Source organism: Methylocystis sp., from assembly GCF_050251305.1.
Lineage (GTDB): Bacteria > Pseudomonadota > Alphaproteobacteria > Rhizobiales > Beijerinckiaceae > Methylocystis.
This window is the reverse complement of record NZ_JBFWNB010000014.1, coordinates 1-24,562: the sequence shown is the minus strand read 5'-3', so window position 1 is coordinate 24,562 and position 24,562 is coordinate 1. Positions and strand designations below refer to the sequence as shown.

General features: G+C 64.3%; 18 protein-coding genes. 9 read left to right on the top strand and 9 right to left on the bottom strand.

Annotated features, from left to right (window positions below):
• Positions 1 to 53: 53 nt before the first annotated feature.
• The 3 genes from AB7F41_RS06895 to AB7F41_RS06885 form a co-directional block, all read right to left on the bottom strand.
• A complete protein-coding gene (locus AB7F41_RS06895; protein WP_428383972.1) occupies positions 54 to 7,523 on the bottom strand; it encodes an SDR family NAD(P)-dependent oxidoreductase in 7,470 nt (2,489 codons plus the stop codon).
• A gap of 81 nt (positions 7,524 to 7,604) precedes the next feature.
• On the bottom strand, positions 7,605 to 8,432 hold the full coding sequence (locus AB7F41_RS06890; protein ID WP_428383970.1) for a hypothetical protein: 828 nt from the start codon (positions 8,430 to 8,432) through the stop codon (positions 7,605 to 7,607).
• An 807-nt stretch (positions 8,433 to 9,239) separates the two neighbouring features.
• A complete protein-coding gene (locus AB7F41_RS06885; RefSeq protein WP_428383968.1) occupies positions 9,240 to 9,623 on the bottom strand; it encodes a YidH family protein in 384 nt (127 codons plus the stop codon).
• A gap of 118 nt (positions 9,624 to 9,741) precedes the next feature.
• Here AB7F41_RS06885 and hflK point away from each other — a divergent pair, with 118 nt between their 5' ends.
• The 3 genes from hflK to AB7F41_RS06870 are packed head-to-tail and all read left to right on the top strand — an operon-like array spanning position 9,742 to position 13,352.
• The gene (gene hflK, locus AB7F41_RS06880) at positions 9,742 to 10,881 is read left to right on the top strand and encodes an FtsH protease activity modulator HflK (RefSeq protein WP_428383966.1); all 1,140 of its coding nucleotides are present in this window, start codon (positions 9,742 to 9,744) and stop codon (positions 10,879 to 10,881) included.
• Positions 10,878 to 11,810 (top strand): protease modulator HflC, encoded by a 933-nt coding sequence (gene hflC, locus AB7F41_RS06875; RefSeq protein WP_428383964.1) that lies wholly within the window; start codon positions 10,878 to 10,880, stop codon positions 11,808 to 11,810. Before hflK ends, hflC begins: the two co-directional genes overlap by 4 nt.
• A 60-nt stretch (positions 11,811 to 11,870) precedes the next feature.
• Positions 11,871 to 13,352: a Do family serine endopeptidase gene (locus AB7F41_RS06870; RefSeq protein ID WP_428383962.1), complete on the top strand. Its 1,482-nt coding sequence runs from the start codon at positions 11,871 to 11,873 to the stop codon at positions 13,350 to 13,352.
• 36 nt (positions 13,353 to 13,388) lie between these two features.
• On the opposite strand, the gene serB is transcribed toward AB7F41_RS06870, so the two are convergent.
• Positions 13,389 to 14,291, bottom strand: a complete 903-nt coding sequence (gene serB / locus AB7F41_RS06865; protein WP_428383960.1) for a phosphoserine phosphatase SerB — start codon at positions 14,289 to 14,291, stop codon at positions 13,389 to 13,391.
• 46 nt (positions 14,292 to 14,337) lie between these two features.
• On the opposite strand from serB, the gene miaA reads away from it, so the two are divergent.
• The gene (gene miaA / locus AB7F41_RS06860) at positions 14,338 to 15,279 is read left to right on the top strand and encodes a tRNA (adenosine(37)-N6)-dimethylallyltransferase MiaA (RefSeq protein ID WP_428383959.1); all 942 of its coding nucleotides are present in this window, start codon (positions 14,338 to 14,340) and stop codon (positions 15,277 to 15,279) included.
• Here miaA and AB7F41_RS06855 read toward each other — a convergent pair.
• Positions 15,242 to 16,066, bottom strand: coding sequence for an RMD1 family protein (locus AB7F41_RS06855; RefSeq protein WP_428383957.1), 825 nt, complete (start codon positions 16,064 to 16,066; stop codon positions 15,242 to 15,244). The genes miaA and AB7F41_RS06855 overlap by 38 nt on opposite strands.
• Positions 16,067 to 16,180: 114 nt before the next feature.
• On the opposite strand from AB7F41_RS06855, the gene fdxA reads away from it, so the two are divergent.
• A complete protein-coding gene (gene fdxA, locus AB7F41_RS06850) occupies positions 16,181 to 16,519 on the top strand; it encodes a ferredoxin FdxA (RefSeq protein WP_428383955.1) in 339 nt (112 codons plus the stop codon).
• 376 nt (positions 16,520 to 16,895) lie between these two features.
• Here fdxA and AB7F41_RS06845 read toward each other — a convergent pair whose 3' ends face one another.
• Entirely contained in the window at positions 16,896 to 17,243 is a 348-nt protein-coding gene (locus AB7F41_RS06845) for a hypothetical protein (RefSeq protein ID WP_428383953.1), read from the bottom strand.
• On the opposite strand from AB7F41_RS06845, the gene AB7F41_RS06840 reads away from it, so the two are divergent.
• Complete coding sequence (locus AB7F41_RS06840; RefSeq protein WP_428383951.1) at positions 17,203 to 18,336, top strand: CarD family transcriptional regulator; 1,134 nt, start codon at positions 17,203 to 17,205, stop codon at positions 18,334 to 18,336. The two genes, AB7F41_RS06845 and AB7F41_RS06840, sit on opposite strands and share 41 nt — an antisense overlap.
• A 47-nt stretch (positions 18,337 to 18,383) precedes the next feature.
• Here AB7F41_RS06840 and AB7F41_RS06835 read toward each other — a convergent pair whose 3' ends face one another.
• The 3 genes from AB7F41_RS06835 to AB7F41_RS06825 form a co-directional block, all read right to left on the bottom strand.
• Entirely contained in the window at positions 18,384 to 19,268 is an 885-nt protein-coding gene (locus tag AB7F41_RS06835; protein ID WP_428383949.1) for an RNA polymerase factor sigma-32, read from the bottom strand.
• A gap of 124 nt (positions 19,269 to 19,392) precedes the next feature.
• Positions 19,393 to 20,865, bottom strand: coding sequence for a M48 family metalloprotease (locus AB7F41_RS06830; protein ID WP_428383947.1), 1,473 nt, complete (start codon positions 20,863 to 20,865; stop codon positions 19,393 to 19,395).
• Positions 20,843 to 21,682, bottom strand: a complete 840-nt coding sequence (locus AB7F41_RS06825; RefSeq protein ID WP_428383945.1) for a thermonuclease family protein — start codon at positions 21,680 to 21,682, stop codon at positions 20,843 to 20,845. Before AB7F41_RS06825 ends, AB7F41_RS06830 begins: the two co-directional genes overlap by 23 nt.
• Positions 21,683 to 21,791: 109 nt before the next feature.
• On the opposite strand from AB7F41_RS06825, the gene ybgF reads away from it, so the two are divergent.
• The 3 genes from ybgF to AB7F41_RS06810 all read left to right on the top strand — a co-directional run.
• Positions 21,792 to 22,790: a tol-pal system protein YbgF gene (gene ybgF, locus AB7F41_RS06820; RefSeq protein ID WP_428383943.1), complete on the top strand. Its 999-nt coding sequence runs from the start codon at positions 21,792 to 21,794 to the stop codon at positions 22,788 to 22,790.
• 37 nt (positions 22,791 to 22,827) lie between these two features.
• Positions 22,828 to 23,853: a tRNA lysidine(34) synthetase TilS gene (gene tilS, locus AB7F41_RS06815; protein ID WP_428383941.1), complete on the top strand. Its 1,026-nt coding sequence runs from the start codon at positions 22,828 to 22,830 to the stop codon at positions 23,851 to 23,853.
• A 186-nt stretch (positions 23,854 to 24,039) separates the two neighbouring features.
• On the top strand, positions 24,040 to 24,562 hold a 523-nt coding region (locus tag AB7F41_RS06810; RefSeq protein WP_428383939.1), incomplete at its 3' end, for an ATP-dependent metallopeptidase FtsH/Yme1/Tma family protein.

Sequence of the window (24,562 nt, the reverse complement as noted above, 5' to 3'; positions counted from 1 at the left end):
CTCCTTAATATGTTCGGCTTCCAGGCCGTCCGCTCGAAATGAGCGAACGTCCGCTATTGGTTCTGGCGCATGCCCTGACGGGCAATCTGTTCAAGACTCGCGGCGACGACGATTTCCGGCGCGCCGGTGTTTCCGCGCTCGAGTTCCTCAAGGCAGCGACGCTGTCCTTGATCGACGGCGATCGGATAGATCTGCTTCGACGCGTAGAGCTTGCGCAGATCGTCGTTGACCATGCCGCCGTCCCACGGTCCCCAGTTGATCGCGACCGCATGAACATGCGGCCATTTGTGGCTGAGGCCGTCGGCGAGCTTGTTGACCACCTCGTTCGCCGCGCTGTAGTCGCTCTGACCAGCGTTGCCGAAACGACCGGCGATCGACGAGAAGAACACCAGAAATTTGAGCGTTTCCGGCCGCAACTTTTCGGCCAGCACGATCGCGGGAATGACCTTGGTCTCGAACACCATGTCGAAAGACTGCGGCGTCTTCTCCCGCATCATTCTGTCATCGATGACTCCCGCGCCATGCAGCACGCCGTCGATGCGGCCATAGCGGTCGTAGATCGAGTCGATGAAACGGCTGAAGGCTTCGCCGTCGCGTATGTCGAGCGCGCGATATTCGACCTGCGCGCCCGCGGCTTGCATCGCCGCGATATTGTCGCGGATCTGGCGATCCTTGAAGATGCGCTTGATGGCGTTCTCGATGTCCGCCGGCTTGACCTTTTCGTTGCGCGCGCGCGCCTCCCCGATGAGGAACTGTCTCAGTTCAGCGCGGTCGATCAGTCCGCGCGTCGCTTCCGGTTCGTCGCCGGGCATCGGACTCCGTCCGACGAGAATGAGCCGCGAGCGGAACTTCTCGGCCATCGCGCGCGTGACGTCGGCGGTGATGCCGTAAGCGCCGCCCGTGACGAGCAGCACGCCATCCTGCTCCAGGCGCAGCGCCGACAGATCGGCGGTGGCCATGCTCTGTTCCGCGAGATCGAGCTTGAAGCGTTCGCTCGGGGTGAACCCCACTTCGATCGCGGGATCGCTGTCGCAAAACTCCATCAAGGTTTCGTCGACAAGGCGCTGCATGTCGATTTCGGGATCGACGTCGATACATTTGACTCGCAGTTCCAGCCATTCGCGCGCCGCCGACTTGGCGACCCCGAGCGTGCCGGCGGGAGCCGCCGAAAACGGACGCGCCCGCCGCAGTCCGAATTGCCCGTCGAAATCGGTGAGATTGACGAGAACGCCACCGCCCGTCTTGGCGCTCTCCCTCAGATCCTTCTCGAAGGTCTTCAACAGCAGGAAAAGCTGCCGTCCGTGATCGAAGCGTCCGTCGGGTTCGACTCCGCCGATCGTCTGCACGCCTGAGAGATTGAAGATTGCGCCGACTTTGGCGCCCTGCGCTGCGAGCACGTCGCGAAGCGCATTTGCCGCGTCGAGCGACGACAAATCCGCCTCGATGCGATCGCCGTCGATGGCGCGCGTCGCGTCGCCGGGCGTGACGCAGCGGATCTGATATCCCTTGGCTTTCAGAGCGTCGCCGACGGCGGCGCTCAGTTCGGCCGCGCCGCCGACCACCAGGATCAGCCGGTCGGCGGGAAAGTCATGAACTTGCCTTGAAGCGTCCCGCGGCGCGGCCACAGGGGTGACCGCATAACGCTGCACATCCGCGGAACTTGCCTTCGGGGCGTCAGACTCCGCTGTCTCAGGCAAGGAGAGCGACAGCGGAGTCGGGGATTTTTTTCTTGAGTCAGAGCCTCCTGGCTCGGTCTGAGACTTCCGAAGTTGATCGTACCAGTCGACGATCTGGGCCAGGGTTTTGAGGCCCGAAAGCTCCTCGAAGACCTTTTCCTCGTCCTGGTTCTCCATGAAGGAGTGGTTGTCCTTGAGCTTGCTCAGGATTTCGATCCGCTTGATGGAGTCGATTCCGAGATCCGCCTCCATATGCGCGTCGAGATCGAGCATGTCTTCCGTGTAGCCGGTGCGCTCGACGACCGCCTGCAACAGATCGGCCTTGAAGTCCTCGGTCGACGCCAGTTGCTTCGGCCCCTTCTGGGCAGCCGTCTTCGCTGCGCCCGCGCCATTCGCGGACGGCTTGGCGGCGACCGGCGCGGCGGCGACCGGAGTCGCAATCGCTGGGCGCGGCGCAGGCTGCAGCCCTTTCCCGTTCGGCGTCGCGGTCAGCTTCGGCAGGACCGGCGCCGGGGGAACGAAAGCGCCGGCCGCCGCGGGAGCGGCCGTCGGCTGTTCGGAGATCAAGAACGGGATCGGCTCAGCGGCGAAGCCCGGCTTTTCAGCCGCGCCATTGCCATTGGCGCCCAACAACTGTCCTTGAAACTCGAAGAAGCGGCGCAATACGTCCTGCTGTTCGCGCTGCAGGTCGATGAGTTGCGCCAAACTGTTCTGCACTTGGGCGAACCGCGATTCAGCGCTCAACGCGCTGACCGCGCCAAGCGCTGGCGATGGTACATGCGTAGACAAGACTCTGCTCCTCTCGCGTTCGGCGAAAATTGATTGCGCCGTTGGTGAATGGTCTGTCGCAATTCCATTGGGTCTCGTTTGCTGGGGCGTTGCAGGCGCCTTCGCAGGCGCCGGCTGCGCAGCGGCGCTGGCGACGGCTTTTGGCGGTTTTGCTTCGCCGCGCCAGGGCTCTGCGCGTCCGCCATTCACCCGCCAGGCCATCGGCCCGGGATTGGCCTTGGCGCGCGCCTCTTCGAACACCTGCGCCAGGCTCATTTCTGCGAGTCTGCGCCTTTCGAACCACGGCGCCAGATCGACCGGCAAGCCGAGTGCGAACGCGCGCGCGAGCAGTTGCGCCAGTTGCAGCCAGCCTGGACGCTCGGGCGCATCGATGGCCAGAGTCGTGTGCGGCCGGTCGCCGAGAATGCGGCCGACAAGTCCGCTCAGCACCTGCCCCGGACCCGCCTCGATGAAGACTCGCGCGCCGGCCGCGTAGAGGCGCTCAATCTCGTCGACGAAGCGCAGGGGCTCGACGATATGTCGCGCCAGCAACGCGCGAATCTCCGATGGATCCTCGGGATAGCGCTCGCCGGTGGTGTTGCTGAACACTTTGACCTGCGGAGGCCGGAACGCGACCGAGCCGAGTTCGGCCGCCAGCGCCGCTTGCGCCCCCGCCATCGCGTTACAGTGGAATGCAGCGGTGACGGGCAGCCGCTTGACGCGCACGTCTTCGCCGCTGAGCGCCTTCACCGCGGCGTCGATCGCCGGGATCGTCCCTGCGATGATCGTCTGGTCGGGGGCGTTGAGATTGGCGACGCTCACCGCCAGTTCGAGACGCTCGATCGCTTCGAGCGTCCAAGCCTCGTTGGCGTTGACCGCGGCCATCGTCGCCGGCTGCGCGACCGATATCTCTTTGGCGATGCGGCCACGCGCGTCGGAAATGCGGATCAGCTCCTCGCGCGAGATCACGCCCGCGGCGCAGAGCGCGACATATTCGCCATAGCTGTGGCCGGCGACGAAGTTCGGCCTGACGCCGAATGTCGAGAGAACGTCATAGGCCGTGAGGTCCGCAAGGCCCAGCGCCGGCTGCGCGATGCGCGTGTCGTTCAACTCCGCCTGCTGGCGCTCCTGTTCCTCCGTGCTGAAGACGGGCGCCGGATAGACATATTGCGACAGCGGCTTCGGCAGCGCGCTCTTGAGCATCGCGTCGGCCTTTTCGAACAAGGCGTAGGCGGACGGATGCGAGAGCGCGAGATCGCGAAGCATATTGATCTGCTGCGACCCCTGCCCAGGGAACAGGAAACAAACCGCGCCGCTGTCGGCGCGGTTTTGCAGGTTCCGATAGTAGATGCCGCTTGGCGCGTTGAGCGACGCCTTGCCCTGATGGCTGCGCAGGAAGAATTCGAGCTTGCCCTTCAGATCGGCGACCGACGTCGCGACGATCGAGAGCTGCACGATCTGGCCGCCGTTCTTCGGACGCAGCCTGCCGTCGTCAAGCGACGCCGAATAGGCAAGCTGCGCGAGATCAAGCTCCTGCGTTTGTTCAATGCCCTGCAGCAGCGTCCGCGCCGCCTCTTCAAGCGCCTCGACGCTCGACCGGCTGAAGGCGAAAATCTCCGCGGCGCGCGGATTGAGGTCCTGCGCGTCGGAGGCCCGGAAGTCGCCACGATATTCTTCGAGCACGGTATGGAAGTTGGTGCCGCCAAACCCGAAGGCGCTGACGCCGGCGCGCCGCGGCGCGCTGTCGCCGGCGCCGAGCCACGGCCGCACTTCGGTGTTGAGGTAGAAAGGCGATGTCGCGAAGTCGACGCCGGACACCGGCTTTTCGACGCCGATCGTCGGCGGCAGAACGCGTTGCTTGAGCGCAAGGCTCGCCTTGATCAGGGCGGCGAGGCCGGCTGCGACTTTTGTATGGCCGATCATCGACTTGACGGAGCCGACGGCGCAGCGCTGCGGCGCTCCCGCGGCGGGACCGAAGACCATGTTCAGGGCCCCGATTTCGGATTTGTCGCCGACCGAAGTTCCGGTGCCATGCGCTTCGATGAGGGTGACGCTCGAGGGATCGACGCCGGCGTCGGCGTAAGCGCGCTTGAGCGCCAGCACCTGCCCTTCGGGATGCGGCGCCGTAAGGCTGCGGTTGTGGCCGTCGCTCGAACTGCCGATGCCCTTGATGATCGAATAGATCCTGTCGCCGTCTCGTTCCGCGTCGGCCAGCCGCTTCAACACGACGGCGCAGACGCCCTCGCCGATCGCGATTCCGTCGGCGCTGTCATCGAAAGGGCGACAACGCCCGCGCGGCGACAGCGCATGAGTCTGTGCGAACGACATGAAGCTGACGGGACCGTTCGTGCCGTCAACCGCGCCGACGAGCGCGATGTCGGCGTCGCCGCTGCGCAACTGCTTGATGCCGACATCGAGCGCGGCGAGAGAGGACGCGCAGGCGGCGTCGACGGTGAAATTCGCGCCGCGTAGATCAAGTCGATTGGCGACGCGCCCGGCGACGACATTGCCGAGGAAGCCGGGAAAAGAGTCTTCCGTCCACTTCGGCAACTCATCCTGGTAGAGCGAATCCAGGATCTGCTTGCGCGCTTCGTCTGAGACTCCTGCCGCCTTCGGCAGATAATGGGCGAGCAGCGTTCGGAAGATGTAGATCGTTCCGAGATCATTCATGCCGCCCGAAGCGAAGATCGTCGCGGTGCGCTCCCGCGAGAACGGCCGACGGTCGAACCCGGCGTCCTCCAGCGCCATGCTCGACACCAGCAGCGCGAGAAGCTGCACAGGCTCGATCGAACGCAGACTGGCGGGCGGAATGCCGTAACGCGTCGGCTCGAAAACGACGTCGTCGAGGAAGCCGCCCCACTTCGAATAGACCTTGTCCTGCACGCCGCGCTTGGGCTCGAAATAGTCCTCCGGGCGCCAGCGGTCCTCGGTCACCTCTCGGACCGAGTCGACCGCCAGCATGATGTTGCGCCAGTAACTGCGCACGTCCTTCGCGCCCGGCAACAGACACGCCATGCCGACGACGGCGATTTCCTCGCGCGGTTCGCGCGCCGCGACGTCGCGACGTTTGTCGGCCCGGGCGAGCGCCGCCTGGGCGCCCGAGGAAACGGCCTGATGCAATTCGGCCATACTGATCCGCGAGTCGCGCAGACGCGCAACCTCGCCCATCATATACATGCCCTCGCGCCGCTGCGCCTCGGCGTCGAGGCTGACGAATTTCTCGCCATTGTCCTTCGCGGCCGGATTCTCATTGCGCGTCACGCCTTTCGAAGCGATGCGCAGCCGCCCGATGTTGAGCATCTCGAGCGCCATGAGAATTTCTTCTTCCGACTTGCCCTGCAAAATCAGATCGCTTCGGGTCTTGTCGAACTCGTCGCAAAAGCTCGTGTTGGCGCAACGCGTGAAGGAGCCGACTCCCGATTGCAGCAGAGCGGTCTCGCGGCAATCGATCGCCTGATCTTGGAACTCGCTGACGATGGCGCCGGTTCGAACCGCCTCTTGAGTGAACAGATAGGCGGTGCCCATCAGCACGCCGATCTTCATTCCTTTCGCGGCGAGCGGCGCGGCCAGCACCGAGACGATCGCCGCGGAGGGGCCGTCATGAACGCCGCCGGCGAAGAGGATCTGCAGTGTTTCGGGATCATCGATCTTCGCGCCGAGCAGCGTGTCGATGGCCGACTCCCAGAGAACGAAACTCGTGCGCGGCCCGGTGTGGCCGCCGCATTCGCTTCCCTCGAAGATGAACTTGCGCGCGCCTTCCTTGATGAAGCCCTGCAGCAGGCCGGGCGACGGCACATGCAGATAGGTGGAAACACCGAGCGCCTCGAGCTCCTTGGCCTGGCTCGGCCTGCCGCCGGCGACGATCGCGAATGGCGGCTTGTTCTCGCGAATGGCCTCCATCTGCTCCTGCCGCAATTCAAGCGGCATGAAGCCCAATATGCCCACGCCCCAGGGCCGCGCGCCCATCAGCTCTTTGGTCTTGGCGAGCAGCGCGCGCACTTCCGGTCCGCGCATCACGGCAAGCGCCAGGAACGGCAGGCCGCCCGCGCGCGACACGGCGTCGGCGAAGGGCGCCACGTCGCTGACGCGCGTCATCGGACCCTGCACGATCGGAAAACGCGCGCCGTGAAGCTTGGCCAGCGCAGAATCCGGCCGCAGCACGCTCTGCGCGCGGGCGTCCCTGATCGCCGGCTCGACGCCCTCGCGCAGCGCGGCGATCACCCGGCCGGTCGTGCCATAGCGGCGTCCCAGCGACATCGCGAAGGCGATGTCCTGTCCGAGCGGAATGAGCGCATCTCCCTGATCGCCCAACAGCCGCCGCAAGAGGCCGCGCAGATCGTCGTTCTTGGCCACGCCGATCTCGATGTCGCGGAGCTTCGCGCGTCCGTGTCGCGCGGAAAGACGAAACAGATCGGCGCCGCGGCCGGCGACAATCGTTTCGCTGCCGTCGAATTGACTCCAGAGCCGTCTTTGCTCGGCGGCGGCGCTCGGCCCCTCCTCCGTCAGCCAAAGCTGTTCCACGAGAACGACTCCGCGCGCGCCGGATAGAACGGCCGCGGCGGCGCTGCGCATATTGACGCCGCCTTGTATCCAATAGGGAATTCGAATCTTCCCGCTCAGCTCCTGCAGCAGTATGAACGACGTCGCGGAGCCGACCCATCCGCCCGCCTCATGGCCTTTGACGATGAGTCCGTCGAAGCCTTCCGCTTCCGCGACCAGCGCCGAGCCGAGATCATGGACTTCGAGAATGACTCGGCGCGCCAACGCCTTCGCAGATTTGAGTAAATCCGCCGTCTCCCGCGGCGTGACGCCTGCGAGAACCAGCAGCGGAAGTTCACCCGGCGCAACCTTCGACAGTTCGTTGAGATCGCCGAAGGGGCTCGTGACCGCGTCCCATCTGACGCCCCACGCGCCGCGTCCGCCCACTGATGTGCGCAGCGCCTCGATTGCGGCGCTCACGGCTGCGCCGTCCGCGTTCCATCCCAGATCAAGAACGCCGGTCTCGCCCGCTTTACAGGCGGCGATCGCGATCTGCGGATCGAGGCAATGACTCGGAGTGATCGCAATCACTGTTTCCATCAATCTCTCCTCGAATTCCAATGTGCGTCCGTCGATGGCGCATTCGCGCCGCCAGTGGAAAAAATCCCTCTTGCAATCAACTCACGAACCCGATTCTGCATCGAACGTCGCTTCGCAATTCATGCCGAGTTGCTGCAAATAGGATGCCCATTGCGCGGTGGCTTCGAAGCAATGCGCGCTTCCGCCCACCACGGCGTTCTTCGGCGGCGCCCTGAGCAGTTGCGCCGTCGCGCTGCTCATCGGCAGGAAGCCGCCGGCGTGCCGAAGAGCGCCGTAACCGAGAAGCAGACGCCGCAGCCGCGCCGCCTGATTTTCAGCGCGCGCCAATTCGGCGGCGATCGGCTCCATCTCTGTCGCCGCCACGGCGATCGCCGCTCTCTCGACGTCGTCTTCAGCTTTCCTCAGACTGCTTTCGGCCGTTGCGAGGTCCTGGCCAAGACAATCCAGCGCGCGTCGAAAAGCGGCCAATTGATTTTCGAGGGCGAATTTCTTCTCCGCCAACCGTTTCATTTTCGGCGAGAGTTCGAACGCGGCGGCGGTGTCTTGTTCGAACGAGCGAAGCAGCGACTCTGCGCATTCTATGGCGATGCGCTTGTCGAGATTGACGAGTTTCGCGAGCTTCCTCTCGATCGTCGCCGAAAGCGCGTTCGCACGCGCGACGGCGTCCTGGATGCGATCCCTCGTCGCCTTATGCGCATCGCGTTCACGCTGCGCCAGACGCAGTTCGGCACGCGCTTTGACGCGCAGCAGCGTCGCGTCGCGATCGAGCGATTGCTCTTCTGAATTCGTCTCTGCGTTCTTCGATGGAGGATCGAGAGCGATCACGCCGATCGCTTCCGATCTGCGCGCAGTAATCGATGCGTTTGCATCAAAGCATTGATTGAACGTCACTGCATTGATGGTTTCCATCAATGTCCCTCCAAACGAAGGCGCCAACCGTGCCATGGCCAATTTATGTGCATCACGCCCAAAACTTAGGTGCGCTGCAGCAAGCGCTCACTGTCAACGTTTTACTTGAAACTTCGTTGCATCCCGGCTGCACTTTTTCCTGATTTTTTGCGCCGCCAAAACACGCGAAAGGGCTAACTCATTTGCGTGTTTCACTTTTTTTCTTGATGTCAGAAATACGACAGCGCGCTTCACGACTTCTGTGCGTTTGCTGCTCACGCGGCATAAGAAATGCAATTCATTGCGCCGCTGAACTCCGCGCTCGCGTAATCATATCCGTTAATGCTCTTGCACACCTCATCCATATTGAGGAGTTCGATCGAAATAGAGGATTGTCATAGAAAATTGTAATAGAGCGCATCTTCGAAAAGGTGCGACGCCGCTTATCGTCGCGTGATTGAGAACTCACGGAAACGTTCGTCCGCACAACGCAGCTTCGCGCGCTGCGGCGCTCGCTTCGAGCATTTGCGACGCGCCTGCGCATGAGGAGTTGCCAATGCAAGCTCAGGCAAACGTCGCGTCTTCAGCCACGCGATCGAACGCGCCTGTTACGCCGGGCCGAGCGACGCCATCGAAGCGACGTGGTTCGCCGCAACCGGGATCGTTCTGCCTGACGATGACTCTTTCAGCATGTTCAACGCGGCTGATCTGTGCGCCGACGCATTGACGCGCGCGCCGGGCGCGCATGCGTCAATTCAGACGACGTTGGTTGGCGGATGAACGCCGCAATCGAATGGCGCGCTTGCGTCGCGCGACATCGCGTTGAATTCACGCGATCACGACATAAGCGCTGAATACGGCGACGGCGATCAACAGCGCGGACAGGAAATAGAGGCTGACGTTTGTCGCGCGCGCCGTATAGGGCTCGTCGCGCGAAAGCAGCCGCGCCGTGTGAATGAAGCGGATGGTTGAAATTACGATCAGCGTGACGCCTGCGCCGACGAGCGCGGCGCCGCCGTAGCGACTCGCTGGATTTTGGAGACGGTGAAGATGTAACCGTTCCGCGTCAGCCACGACCGCGCCGGCGATCGTCACCAGAAACAGATTGAATCGTTCGATGACGAAGCCGAGAGCGATCACCGCGACGCCGGTTCGAACCCATGCGAGAAAGGTTCGCTCATTGGCCGCGACATTGGTGTAATCGCGAATCATTTCGGTCTCCTCCGCATTCGGGTCTACGGTGGCGCATCATTGCCGCAGCGGCTGCGAGTGCCTATAACATTGCCACACGCGGCGTGAGCGCCGCCCATTTCTCAAAATGCGAGACGAAATGCCCTGGAGCGATCAAGGCGGGCCGCGCAATCAGAATAACAATCCATGGGGTCAGCCCGGTGGGCCATGGGGCCAGGGCTCAGGAGGCCAGCCGCCGGACCTCGAAGAAATGCTGCGCCGCAGCCAGGAAGGTCTCAAACAGATTCTGCCGGGCGGAGTCGGCGGGCGCGGCCTCGCGATCCTCATCCTCCTCGCCGTGCTCGCTTGGCTGCTCTCTGGACTCTATACGGTCGGCCCCAATGAGATCGGCCTCAATCTGATCTTCGGCAAATATATGGGAAAGACCCAGGCCGGCCTTAACTATAACCTTCCTGGACCGATTGGGTCGGTCATCAAGCTCGCCGTCACTGATCGCAACATCACCGACGTCGGATTCCGCGAGGAGCCGGCGGTCGTCGCCGAACCTCGCCGCCGCGGGCCGGCTTCCGCCCCGCGAGGCCCTGAAGCGCCTGAAGAGAGCCTGATGCTGACTGGCGATGAAAATATCGCCGACGTCAAGTTTCGGGTGATCTGGCAGATTGATCCAGCGAAGCCCGAGGAATACGCCTTCAACGTCGCCAATCCGCCGCTAACGGTTAAGGCGGTGGCCGAGAGCGCGATGCGCGAGATCGTCGGACAATCGCAGATCCAGAAAATTTTGACCGCCGACCGTAAATTGATCGAGCCCGCCAGTCAGCAACTGATGCAAAAGGTGCTCGACGACTATCACGCAGGCGTGCTGGTGCTGCAGGTGCTGCTGCTCTCCGTCGATCCGCCGCAGCAGGTCATCGCCGCCTTCCGCGACGTGACCGCCGCGCAGCAGGATTTGCAGCGCCTCGGGAACGAGGCCGAAGCCTACGCCAACCGCGTCGTGCCGGAAGCCCGCGGCGCCGCCGCCCGCATTCTGCAGGAAGCGGAAGCCTATCGAGAACAGACCGTCGCCGAAGCCCGCGGCCAGGCGGCGCGCTTCGAAAAGGTCTATGACCAGTACAAGAACGCGCCGGAGCTCACCCGTCAGCGGCTGTATATTGAAACGATGGAGCGTGTGCTGGGCGGCGCCGACAAAGTCATTCTCGACGATCCGTCGAAAGGCGGCGCGAGCGTCGCGCCATTCGTTCCCCTGCCCGCCTTCGCGCCCTTCCAGGGAGGCCGCAAATGAAATCCGGCCTCCTCTTTACGCTTGCGGTCGCCGCGCTCCTCGCCGTCGTCGCCCTGTCCGGCGCTCTCTTTACCGTATCGCAAACCGAGCAGGCGCTCGTCCTGCGTTTCGGCGAACCGGTGGCCGGTCGCGGTCTGATCACCGACCCGGGCCTGCATTTCAAGATTCCGGTCGTCGAGAATGTCGTCCTGTTCGACAACCGCATTCTGGACGTCGAGAGTCCAAATCTCGAAGTGCTCGCCGCCGACAATCAGCGGCTTGAGGTCGACAGTTTCATCCGCTACCGCATCGTTGACGCGCTGCGCTTCTATCAGACGGTCAACAGCGTCAGAGGCGCGAACAATCAGCTCGGCTCCGTGCTGAACTCCGCCGTCCGTCGCGTGCTCAGCGAAGCCAACCAGCAGCAGATCGTTCGCGACGAACGCGCCGCGCTGATGGTGAAGATCAAGGAGCAGGCGGACGGCGAAGCGCGCAAGTTCGGCGTGCAGGTCGTCGATGCGCGCATCCGCCGCGTCGATCTCCCGCAGCAAATTTCGGAGAAGGTGTTCGGACGGATGCAGACCGAGCGTCAGCGCGAAGCCGCCGAATATCGCGCGCAGGGCTCGGAGCAGGCGCAAAAGATCACCGCCAAGGCCGATCGCGACGTCATCGTGCTGAAAGCCGAGGCGCAGCGTCAGGCCGATCAGTTGAAAGGCGAAGGAGACGCCGAGCGCAATCGCATCTTCGCCGAAGCTTTCGGCCGCGACCCGGATTTCTTCGCGTTCTATCGATCGATGCAAGCCTATGACAGCGCTTTCAAACCTGGCGAAACACGTTTTCTGATCAGCCCGCGTTCGGAGTTCTTCCGTTTTTTCTCGGCTCCGGAGGCGAGCGCCGCGACCAGCGCAGAGCGGTCCGAACGACCGGAGCCAACAAACCAAAAAAAGTGACCCGGCGGCGCGCGCGTTGAGCCGCGCCCGGGCCAATCTGTCCCTCGAGGAGACAAACGCATGACGTCCGCACTTCGTCGCGCCGCGAGAGCGATCCTCGCGACCGCGCCCGTACTCTGCTTCCTTTTCTTCCCGGCCGCGGCGAAGGGTCCCGATTCGCTGTCCGAGCTCTCCAATCAGGTCTCTGACGCCGTGGTCAACATTTCGGCGACCACGGTCGACGCGAAACGCAGCGCCCGGAACGACGGACCGAATCTGCCCCCGGGCGTCGGCCCTGGCGCGCCCTTCGACGATCTCTTCGAAGAATTCTTTCGCCGGCGCGGCCAAGGCATGCCGGAGCTGCCGCGTCAGCGCAGGTCCAGCTCGCTCGGCTCCGGCTTCGTGATCGATCCTTCCGGCATTGTGATCACCAACAACCACGTCATTGCCGACGCCAATGAAGTGACGGTGATTTTCAACGACGGCCAGAAGCTCAAGGCGGAAGTTTTGGGCAAGGACCAGAAAGTGGACGTCGCGGTCCTGAAAGTGAAGCCCGAGAAGCCATTGAAGGCGGTGAAGTTCGGGGACAGCGACAAGGCGAAGGTCGGGGATTGGGTGCTCGCCGTCGGCAACCCCTTCGGCCTTGGCGGATCGGTGACGGCCGGCATTGTTTCGGCGCGCAACCGCAATATCGACAGCGGTCCTTACGACAACTACATCCAGACCGACGCCTCGATCAACAAGGGCAATTCGGGCGGACCGCTGTTCAATATGGACGGCGAAGTCATCGGCATCAACACGGCCATCCTGTCGCCATCGGGCGGATCGGTCGGCATCGGCTTCGCGACGCCGGCGAATACGGTTCAGCCCGTCATCGAGCAGCTGCAGCAGTTCGGCGAAACGCGCCGCGGCTGGCTCGGCGTCCGCATCCAGAACATCGACGACGCCATCGCCGAAACGCTCAGCCTGGGCGCGACCCGCGGCGCGCTCGTCGCCGGGGTTGACGACAAGGGGCCGTCGAAACCGGCCGGCCTCAAGGTCGGCGACGTCATCATCAAATTCGACGGCAAGCCGATCAAGGAATCGCGAGACCTGCCGAAGCTCGTCGCGGCGACTCCGGTCGGCAAGGACGTCGAACTCGTCATCGTGCGCAGCGGCAAGGAGCAGACCAAGATCGTCAAGCTCGGCCGGCTCGAGGATGGCGAGAAGGTCGCGTCGAAGGGCGGCGACAGGGAGAAGTCCGACAGCGGCGCCACGTCATCGCAGAACGTGCTGGGGCTTGAGCTGTCGCGACTCTCCGACGATCTGAGAGCGCGTTTCCAGATCAAGGACACCGTCAAGGGCGGCGTCGTCATCACCGCGGTGGATCCGCGCTCGGAGGCGGCCGAGAAACGCCTCCAGGCCGGCGAAGTGCTGCTCGAGGTCAATCAAGAGGCGGTCAGCGATCCGGCCGATGTGGTGAAAAAGGTAAAGGCGCTGAAGAGCGACGGCAAGAAAACTGCGTTGCTGATCGTCGCCAATGGCCAGGGCGACGCGCATTTCGTCGCCCTGCCGGTGGAGTGATCCGATCCCTTCTCCCGCTTGCGGGAGAAGGGTCCGTCATTCGGCGAACTCTTCCCGCCGATAGCCCTGCGCATAAAGCAGCGCCGTCAAATCGGCGTGATCGACGCGCGCCGCCGCCGCCTGCGCCACTCTTGGCTTGGCGCGAAAGGCGACGCCCAACCCGGCTTCGCGCAGCATGTCGAGATCATTGGCGCCGTCGCCAATCGCCAGCGTCGCGTCCTGCGACAGCGCGCGCGCCTCGCGCAGTTCGACGAGCGCGCGACGCTTGGCTTCGCTGCCCAGGACCGGCGCGACGACGACGCCGGTCAGCGCGTCGTCGACGACTTCGAGACGATTGGCGCGCGTCTCATGAAAGCCGATACGCGCCGCGACGGGCTCCGTGAATAAGGTGAAGCCGCCCGATACGAGCGCCGTATACGCGCCATGCGCGCGCATAGTGCGCACGAGCCGCCGGGCGCCAGGCGTCAACGTAATGCGCGTCAGCAGAGTCTCGATCTGCGCGAGCGTCACGCCGGCGAGCAGCGCGACGCGTTCCTTCAAGGCGCCCTCAAACGCCACCTCGCCGCGCATCGCGCGCTCGGTGATCGCCGCGACATGTTCGCGCAAACCGACGAGGTCGGCGAGTTCGTCGACGCATTCCTGTTCGATCATCGTCGAATCCATATCGGCGACGAGCAGCCGCTTCCGGCGCTCCGACGTCGGCTGCAGGATCACGTCCAGGGGATCGTCGGCCACGGCCGTCTGCAGGCGCGCGCGCAGATCGCCGAAGTCATGCCCCGCCCCGGGCAAAAACACGTCGACGGCGAGATCCGGCGCGAGCCAGTCGCGGCCGGCGTCGACGAGCGCCGCGTCGTACAGCACGCTCGCGATTGTGCGGTCATTCAGCGTCGCGCCGCGTCCGGCGACGAAGGTCGCGACATAATCAACGGGCTTTGACATCATCGACGGGCTTTGACATCTCAACCGTTTCAGCGGCAATAGGGCCATGGGCGCGCGCGCCATTCTCATTGCAGGTCCAACCGCATCGGGCAAGTCCGCGCTGGCGCTGGCGCTCGCCCGCCGCCTGCCCGGCGCGGTCGTCAACGCCGACTCGATGCAGGTCTATCGCGACCTGCGGATCATCACCGCGCGCCCGACCGTCGAGGAAGAAGCCGCCGCGCCGCATCTGCTCTTTGGCCATGTCGATGCGGCGACGAACTATTCGGTCGGGCGCTGGCTTGACGACCTTTCGCGCACGCTGCGCGAGGTCGAGGCGCGGCGACTGACGCCTATTCTTGTCGGCGGCACCGGAATGTATTTCAAGGCCGCGCTCTATGGTCTGTCGGATATCCCCGCCGTGCCTGACGACGTGCGCGTGGCGATGCGCGCCTGGGCGCAGGACAAGACTCCGCAACAGCTTCACGCCGAACTCGCCGCCCGCGATGCGGACACGGCGGCGCTTCTGCGCGACACCGATCCGCAGCGGGTGCTGCGCGCGCTCGAAGTGCTGAAAGCGACCGGCAAGCCCCTCGTCTCCTTTCAAGGCCCGCGCAGTCCGCCGCTTCTGAATGCGTCGGACTGTCCGGCCTTTTTCCTCGCGCCTGAACGCCAGACGCTTTACGCGCGCATCGACGCAAGATTCGAGCAAATGGCGCAAATCGGCGCGATCGACGAGGTGGCGGCGCTGAAGACGCGCGCGCTCGATCCAGCGCTGCCGGCGATGCGCGCGCACGGCGTCCCGCATCTCATCGCCTATTTGGACGGAAAGCTGACGTTGGAAGAGGCGATCTTGCGCAGCCAGCTCGACACGCGCCGCTACGCCAAGCGACAGTTCACCTTCGCGCGCCACCAGCTTCCGAGCTTCGAATGGATCGCCGGCGACACGCCGCTGCGCGACGTCGAAGTGGCGCTCAGCTCCTGTGCGCGACCCACATCTGGAACAGGGTGAGAACGATCTCCATGGCGATCAGGATGATGATCGTCCACTCGAGCCGGACCGAGCGCGCCGCGTCGATGAGATCGGTCAGCGCCCGGGCGGTCTCGCCGATCACGTCGATCTTGGCGCTCAGCGTGCGCGCCCGCGGCGCGAGGTCATATTCGTCCTCGAGACGCGCATAGAGCCGTTCGAGGTCAGGCCGATCCCAAAGGACGTCCGGCTTGTCGTCGACGGCGACCCGGCCGGAAACCCGATGACGCACGAGCAGCGTCTGGCCGATCAGCTCCAGCATGGATTTGCGCTTCCATGGCGGGCTGCCCCGCGCCGCAAGCTCGGCGGCGAAAGGCTCGATCGTGTCGAAGACGGCGTTCACGCGGCCCTCGTCGCGCGCCAGGGCGACGCTCTTCGACAAAACGTCGGCGATCACCAGCAACCGCGCTTCCGAAAAGTCCTTCACCGCGAGGCGTCCGTCCGGCAGCGCCTTTTCCTCGCTTTCCGGCGAGGCTTCGATGAGCAAGGTTTCATCGTCGCCGCGGGACGCGCCCGACACGCGCATTCCGATCTTCTTGACAATCTCATCCTCCTCCAGCGGCGACAGCCCGAAGAGAACGGCGACCCCGAAGCGATAAAGCACGGCGAATCCGCTCTGCCCGGCGTGAAAGGCGAGAGGCGCCGTGGACACGAGATCCTGCCGTTCGAGACCGTCAGTGTCGATCCGCTCGCCGAGCAGCAGCGCGCGCGCCGTCAGCGCCTGCCGGCCCATGGCGGCCGTCGCTGGCGAATTGAGGGTTTCGACCATGTCTGACCTTGCGGGTTGGAGTCGCAATCATATCTACGACGCTCGCTTCTGCTCGCCTTGCGTGACGCAGGCAAAAAAGCTAGCAAACGGCGAGGTCGCGGAGAGATCACCCTTATGACTTACGTCGTCACGGAAAACTGCATCAAGTGCAAGTATATGGACTGCGTTGAAGTATGTCCGGTGGACTGTTTCTACGAAGGCGAAAATATGCTGGTGATCCATCCGGACGAATGCATCGACTGCGGCGTCTGCGAACCCGAGTGCCCAGCGAACGCCATCAAGCCCGACACCGAAGAAAATCTCGAGCAGTGGCTGCAGCTTAACGCCGAAATGGCGCAGAATTGGCCCAATATCACGATCAAGCGCGACCCGCCCCCCGACGCCAAGGAATGGGATGGGAAGCCGGGCAAGTTCGAGCAGTTCTTTTCCGCCGAGGCTGGACAGGGAGACTGAACAGTGTTCAGAAGGCGACGCTGGCGCAGCGGGCGCGCGCCGAGCGTTTCCATATCGTTAATTTATTTGAAACACTATAATCTATCGTAGCTTAGCGGCGTTTTCCACATCTGCTCAGGCGCCGTTCGGGGCCATGCGCCTTTGATTTTCGTTGTTTCTTGTGTTATAAATCACACACTAAATACACGCCTTGTCGAAGGGCGATCCGGCGCCACACAGTCACCATCTCGAGATTTATTCGAAAGCCTCTCTTTTCCGAGGGTCGGCCTAATGGTTCGGCTGTTGGATATGCGGCGCTAGCACACAAGGTTTCCACTAGCCGCCTTCGCGGTGTCGCGGCGTTGTCGCCGTCGGCAATCAGCGATTCGTCAGGCGGTCATGGTCCCGTCTCCACAGCGGGACGGAAGAGGAGTAGCCCGCGTATGCCCTCCAGCAAGAAAGCCGAGAAAAAGTCGCCCGCGAGTGCCTCCACCGCAGCGGCGCGCGGCAAGGGCTCGTCCGCTCGATCCAAATCGCTCGCCAAGCGCGCGGCGAAGAGCGGGGCAACCAAGACAAGCGCTGCTGCGCGGCCTTCGACATCCAAAAAGTCGGCCAGTCGCTCCGCCTCGGCGAGCAAGCCGGCGCGCGCCGCCGCTTCGAGCCGTAAGACAAGCACAAAAACATCCGCGAAAACAACGAGAGCGATGACCTCAAAACCAACAACGACGAAGTCGAAATCGGCCAAGACTCAGACCGCCGCAAAGACCACGGCGCGCGCCACGGCGACTCGCCGCGCGGCTGCGGCGGCGAGCCCTCGCGCCTCTACCCGCGCCGCCGCCAACAAGCCTGCGGCCAAATCGAGCGCCAAGCGTTCGGTGGCGGCCAAGACGGCCGTCACGACCAAGAACGTGACGAAACGGGCGGTGGCCGCCAAGGCGGCCAAGTCCGCGGCGGAAAAGGTGAGCGCCAGCGCGAAGCCTGAGACCAAGACGGTCAAATCAGCGGCGCCGAGCAAAGCGCCCGAGACGAAACCCGTCAAGACGGCGGCGCCCGTCGCTCCCGCCCAGAATCAGGCAGTCAAGGCGACTGAACAACCGAAGCCGGCGCATGTCGCGGCTGCGGCGCCAAAGCCGCGCCCGGCGGCGGAGGCTGCGCCGAAGCCGGCCGAACCGACGCCTGCGGCGGCGCCCGCCGCCGCATCGGTCGAACGGACGCCAGTCGCCGGCGCGCGCCCTGCGCCGCCGGTCAAGGCGAAGCCGGCCGCAACGGCCAAGCCGGGCTTCAAGCTCAACGAATTCATCGTCTACCCGGCGCATGGCGTCGGCCAGATCGTCGGCATCGAGATGCAGGAGGTCGCGGGCTTCAGCCTTGAGCTCTTCGTCGTGAGCTTCATCAAGGACAAGATGACGCTCAAGGTGCCGACGAGCAAAGTCGCCAATGTCGGCATGCGCAAGCTCGCCGATGCGACGGTCGTCGACAAGGCGCTGCAAACGCTGAGCGGCCGGGCGCGCATCAAGCGGACGATGTGGTCGCGTCGCGCTCAAGAATATGAGGCGAAGATCAATTCAGGCGATCTCATCACCATCGCCGAAGTGGTTCGCGACCTCTACCGGTCCGACACGCAGCCGGAGCAATCCTATTCCGAACGCCAACTTTACGAGGCGGCGCTGGATCGCATGGCGCGGGAAATCGCCGCCGTGCGCAAGCTCATCGATCCGGAATCGCTGAAGCTGATCGAGTCCTTCCTGCTCAAAGGCCCGCGTCGCGGATCGAAGGCGGAAGGCGACGCCGCCGACGAAGACGGCGGCGATGAAACTGACGTAGAACGCGCCGCCTGAGCCGACGCCGACAAAAAACCCCGGAAGCGAACTTCCGGGGTTTTTATTTACGCTCTTGCCTCTTCGGCCGCTTCAGCCGCGCTTTCCTGCATTCGGGACAACGCGCGCCTGAGCTTGACCAGCGCGCGACTTTCAATCTGCCGGACGCGCTCTTTGGAGATGCCGAGGCGATCGCCCAAGGTCTCGAGAGTCACAAGATTTTCCGCAAGTCGGCGTTCGCGCACGATGCGCAGCTCGCGTTCGGACAGGATCGCGAGCGCGTCTTTGAGCCAGCGCGCGCGGCGGTCTGAGTCGAGCGTTTCCTCGACGACCTCGTCGGGCAGCGGCTTTTCGTCGACCAGAAAATCCATCCGCTGCGCGGAGCCGGACGAGTCGTCGTCGACCAGCTGCGCATTCAGCGACACGTCGGAGCCCGACAGACGCGAATCCATCATCTCGACATCGGCGCGCGACACGCCAATCGCATTGGCGATCGTCTGATAGGCGTCGGCCGAACTGCCGCCACGGTTTTCGCGGGCGAGCCTGGCGCGCAATCGGCGCAGATTGAAGAACAGGGCTTTTTGCGACGAGCTCGTGCCGCCGCGCACGATCGACCAGTTGCGCAGGACATAGTCCTGAATTGACGCCCTGATCCACCAGGTCGCATAGGTGGAGAAACGCACGTCCCGTTCCGGCGCGAAGCGGGCCGCCGCCTCCAGCAGGCCGACATGGCCCTCCTGGACGAGATCGGAAAGCGGCAATCCATAATGTCTGAACTTCGCCGACAGCGCGATGACGAGGCGCATATGCGCCGCCGTCAGCTTGTGCAGCGCCTTCGGATCGCCGCGATCGCGCCAAGCGATCGCCAGCAGCTTCTCTTCTTCGCGTTCCAGGAATGGGGCTTCAGCTGCAGCCTTGATCAGCTCGCGTCCGAGTCCAGGCATATACGCCATGACGCCCTCCATACGCGGCTGTGCCCCTGAAATGGACGGGCGGCCCGCGCGTCAAGATTTTGCCTTCCTGCTGATAACCGTCAGGCGGGACAGTTGTTCCCAAAACGAGCAAAAAGGTCCCGCGTCACTCGGTTACGATTTTGTAATGTTCGCCGGGAGTGAGGGCGTCGCCTGCCGACAGCCCGTTGAGCAGCATGAAATATTCGACCGGCCGGTTGGGCACCACCATGCGCCTGGCCATGGCGTCGATGTTGTCGCCCGGCGCGGCGACGGCGACCGCGATCCGCAACGGACGGGCGTCAGTGGTCTCGTAAGGCGCGAGGCGACGGAAGGATTTGATGGACTCCATAAAGCGGGCGTCAGCCTGGTCGTTCAGCGCGCGCGCCGCAAAAATCAGACGGTAAAGAAACTCTCCAGAGCGGATCACCGCCAGTCGGAAGTTCCACTCGCCCGCCCGCGCGACGGCGACGACGGCGGGAAGCCCGTTGACGTCCAGCTTGCGCACCGAGGAGGTCAGCAGACCGTCGACCCAGCCGGAGCCGACATAGGCTTCGAGACTCTCATCCGCGGGCAGCCGCACGCTGTCGAGCCGCAAGGCTTCGTTATCGGCTTCGCGCACGCCAAACACCGCTTCGTTCGAGTTTTCCAGAAGGAAGCCTTCGGGCGCGGTGAAGGTGAAGCGCAGTCGCGGATGGATGAATATGCGGTCGCGAACATAGCCTTCCGTGGGATCGTCGCCGAACGCGACGCCCTTGATGGCGTCGAGATAGCCGTTGCGGTCCGCGACGCCGATTCCCGGCGCGCCGATCTCGCGCGCGGCGGCGATCGCCTTGGTAATGCGATCGGGGGTCGAGGGATGGGTCGACATGATGTCGAAGTCGAGCGACTTCTTCTTCCCATAGAGAGCCGCGCGCAATTCCGTCGATCTGCCCAGCGCCGTCAGGAAGCGCGACGCGCCATAGGGATCGAAACCGGCGCGGGCGATGACCCGGACGCCGGCGGCGTCGGCGTCGAGCTCCTGCTGCCGCGAAAAGCTCGCGACCGAGAGTCGCTGGCTCGAGCGCACCTCCTCGCCTTTCTGGCGGTTCTGAATGACCGTCGCCGCTTGCGAAATGACCGCCGCCTCGCGCTCGCGCTCGGCGCGCAGCGCGCTGTGGCGCAGCGAGACATGGGCGATCTCATGCGCCATGACCGCGGCGGCCTCGGAGGCGTCGCCTGCGAGCGCCAACAGTCCCCGGGTGACGTAAAGATTGCCGGACGGCAGCGCGAACGCGTTGACGACGGGCGTATTGAGAATCGTCACCTTATAGGTCGGCTGACCGGGCGTATCGCTGACCGTCGCCAGCTTGGCCAGAATCGCATTGAGGTAACGCTCGGCCGCCGGAGCGTCATATTCGCCGCCGAACTGGGCGACCAGCTCCCGATGCTGGACCGTGCTGCGATTGTCCGTTCGCGGCGCGGCCGGCCGGGTCGGCGGCAATGGCGCGGTAAAGATCCGTCCTTGACGCTCAAGCTCGGCGCAGCCGACCAGCGTCAATCCGGCGAGACCGACAAGCAGCGAGAGCGCGACCCGCCTAGCGAGGAGCGTCGCGGTCAATAAATTCAATCTCGGCTGGCGTCGCGATTTCGATGCGAGACCCGGTCTCAATCAGTCCTCGTACGCGGGCCCGCCGCCCGACAAGCGCGCGGGGCTCGATTTGCCCGAAGTTAGCCAAATTGCGCCGCGAAATCACGACGGTAAAGCTATCGCGCCATTTGTCGCCAAAATTAAGGTAGAAAACGTGCAGCGACACGCCAACCGAATGGACGTCGCCGACGACGACCACCATTCCCTTGCGCTCCTTCAGATCCGCTGCGGAGGCCGCCGAGACGTCGATGGGGCGAAATTCTGGCTGCGACCAAAGTCCGACGCCCGATTCGCGCGCCGGAGCCTCGGCGGCGAGATAGGCTTTGGCGCAGTCGGCGGCGACCGGATCGGGGCGAAAGCGCGCGTCGCCGGCTGACAGCAGAGCCTCCGCCACAGCCGTCAGCGGGGCTGAGGAACCACCCTCGGCGGGACTCGCGTAAACGCGCGCCGGCGTCCTGCCCCAGCGATCGATCTTCGTGGCGAAGGACCCGAGAAATACGTCTCGGCCGACGACCCAGGCCGACAGACGCTTGCGGGCGGCGCCGCGGAGCGCCGTCATCTCCGGCGGCGGAAAGTCGAGCCCAGCGAGAGAGGCGCGGCGACCGTCGTCGAGCAGGAGTTCAAAGTCGTCGTCGACGGCGGCGACGGTCGCCGGCTCCGCACCTTCGAGCGAGCACGCGCCGGTTTCGGCCGCAGGCGGAAGCGCCGCGCAAAACGCCGGCCCCGCGGCCGCCACGCCAAAGGCGAGCGCCGCTCCCCGCAGCCGCAAGAGATCAAAAAAGGGCATCGCCTAACTTTAGCCGAATGGGCGCCTATGCTACGGCGTCGTCAAGGCGTTGCCAAACCGGACACGCCCCTCAGCGAAAGTCACGGCCTTCGCGACCATGCTCTGACCAATGTTCTCACGCAACGCGCTCATTTTTGCCCTCTTCCTCTTCGCGGCGGGAGCCGCCCAGGCATTCGATCTCTATGGCGATTCCAGGCCGGAGACCGAATACCATCGCGCCCAGACCTACAATGTCCCGCCGAGCGACATTTATGACGGGCCCGACGCCGGACCGGGGTCGGACGGGGCGACGTCGATGCGAATCGATCGGCTCGAGCGCGAGCTGCGCCGATTGACCGGACAGAACGAAGAGCTGCAGCATCGGGTGCAGCTCCTGGAAGAACAACTGCGCGCGACAAAGTCGGAGCCGCCGCACACCGACGCCGGGCCGCGGAGCCCTGCCCCTTCGCCAACCGTTGCGCAGACGGCGCCGGCGCTCCCGACGGAGACCAACGCGAGCCGACGCGGCGACGCGTTCGATCCGGCGACTCAGCCCTCTGCGCCCGGCGCGCCGCGGCCGCTGGGGACCACGGCCCCCTCGACGCCGCTCGACAGCGCCGCGCGGCCGACAGGATCGGTGACCGCTGCGCCGGTGCGCGAAGTCGGCCAGCCGCTCGATATCGCTCATGGCCGCCTCGTCGGCGATCCGTTGTCGCCCGCGGAAATTGCGGCGGCGCCGCCCGTCCCGGGATCCAAGGAGCAATATGACCAGGCCGTGAGCGCGCTGCGCGCCGGCAAATATGAGCAAGCCGAGAAGTCGCTCTCCGCCTTCCTCGCGAAGAACGGCAAGAGCAAGCTCGCCGCCGCCGCGACCTTCAACCTCGGCGAGACCTACTTTCTGCGCGGGCGCCATCGCGAGGCGGCGGAGAAATATCTCGAAATCTCGACGAAATACGGCGGTTCGGCGCAGGCGCCGGAAGCGCTGTTGCGCCTCGGCCAGTCGCTGAGCGCGATGGGCGCGAAGGAGCAGGCCTGCGCGTCCTATTCCGAGATCAACGTCAAATTTCCGAAGGTGGCGACGCGGATTCGCGAAGCGGCGCAACGCGAAAGCAAAAAGATCCAATGCTAGCCGTCCGCGCGGCGATCGGCGCCCGTCGGGCGTAGGCATGTCACGCGCGGAGACGGAAGACCTCGCCGCCGTTACGGACTCATTCGAGCCGCGTTGCGAAGAGGCGCTCGACCTCCTTGCGCCCTATCCTTCCGCGCTTCTCGCGGTTTCCGGAGGGCCCGATTCCGTCGCGTTGATGCTCTTGTGCGCGCAATGGTCCTTGCGCGCGTCGCGCGACATCGCCGTGGCGACGGTCGATCATCGGCTGCGCAAGGAGTCGCGCGCCGAAGCCGAAGAGGTCGGCCGCTGGGCGCGCGCGCTCGGCTTTGCGCATCATCTGTTGACTTGGGAGGACGAGAAACCCGCAACGCGTTTGCAGGAACGCGCGCGTCAAGCGCGCTATGCGCTGCTTGCGGACTGCGCGCGCCGCATCGACGCATCCGCCATCGTGCTTGCGCATCATGCCGACGATCAAGCCGAAACTATTCTATTTCGTCTCACGCGCGGCTCCGGCGTGGCGGGACTCGCCGGCATGGCGCCTATCGCGCGCAGCGAAGGCATGACGCTTCTGCGGCCCCTGCTCGACTTCGGCAAAGAAGAGCTCGTCGCAATCTGCGCGCGCGCGGAACATGTTTTTTTCCGCGATCCGTCGAACGACGACGAAAGCTTCGCGCGCGCAAGGCTTCGGAAACTGGCGCCGACGCTCGCCGCGCAAGGGCTTGGGCGCGATGCGCTGTTGCGGCTCGGCGTACGCGCGGCGCGCGCCAATGCGGCGCTGTCGCATTGCGCGGCCGAGACGCTGGAGCGCGCGCTGCGTCGCAACGACGCATTTTGCATCGAACTCGACGCCGCAATCTTGAATGAGGCGCCGCTGGACATTCTTCAGCGCGTTCTCGCAAGCGCGATGCATCGTCTCGCGCCGACGCCCGCCGTTCGTCTCGATCGGCTGGAGCGCGCCAGCGCGCGCATCGCCGCCGCGCTGATCGCGCGCCATTCGCTACGAATGACGCTCGCCGACGTCTTGATCGAAACCGATGGCGCGCGCGTTCGATTGCGTCCGTCGCCGCCGCGCCGTTCGACCTAGATCTGCGTCAATTCGCGATGCAAGAGGCCGACTTACGTCGAAACGGCTCAGCTTTGTGAGCGTAACGCTTGGATTCGGGGGATTTTCCAAGCCTTGGCAACGCGTTCCAGTGCGCTTAAATTAGGCGGATGACCGGAGCGCTTCGGGGGATAAGCCCGACCGAGCGGCTCCCGACAGGCTCCCCACATGAACCCACACTTCAGAAACCTCGCGCTCTGGGCAATCATCGGGTTGCTCGTGGTCGCTCTCGTCATGCTGTTCCAGCAGCCGGGCCAGCGCACGCCAATCCGCGACATTTCATATAGCGAACTGCTGACGCAGATCGATCAAGGCCGCGTCCACGACGTGACGATCGCTGGTAACGAAATCGTCGGTCATTTCAATGACAATCGGCCATTCACGACTTATGCGCCGGACGACGCCAATCTCGTGCCGCGCCTGCAGGCGAAGAACGTTTCAATCAGCGCCAAGCCGAATAATGAAGGCGGCGGCTTCATGATGACGCTGCTGCTCAATGCGCTGCCGCTCGTCGCCTTTCTTGCGGTGTGGATCTTCCTGTCCCGCCAGATGCAGGGCGGCGCAGGCCGCGCGATGGGCTTCGGCAAGTCGAAGGCGAAGCTGCTGACGGAGACGCAGGGGCGCGTCACCTTCGAGGACGTCGCCGGCGTCGACGAGGCCAAGGAGGATCTGCAGGAGATCGTCGAATTCC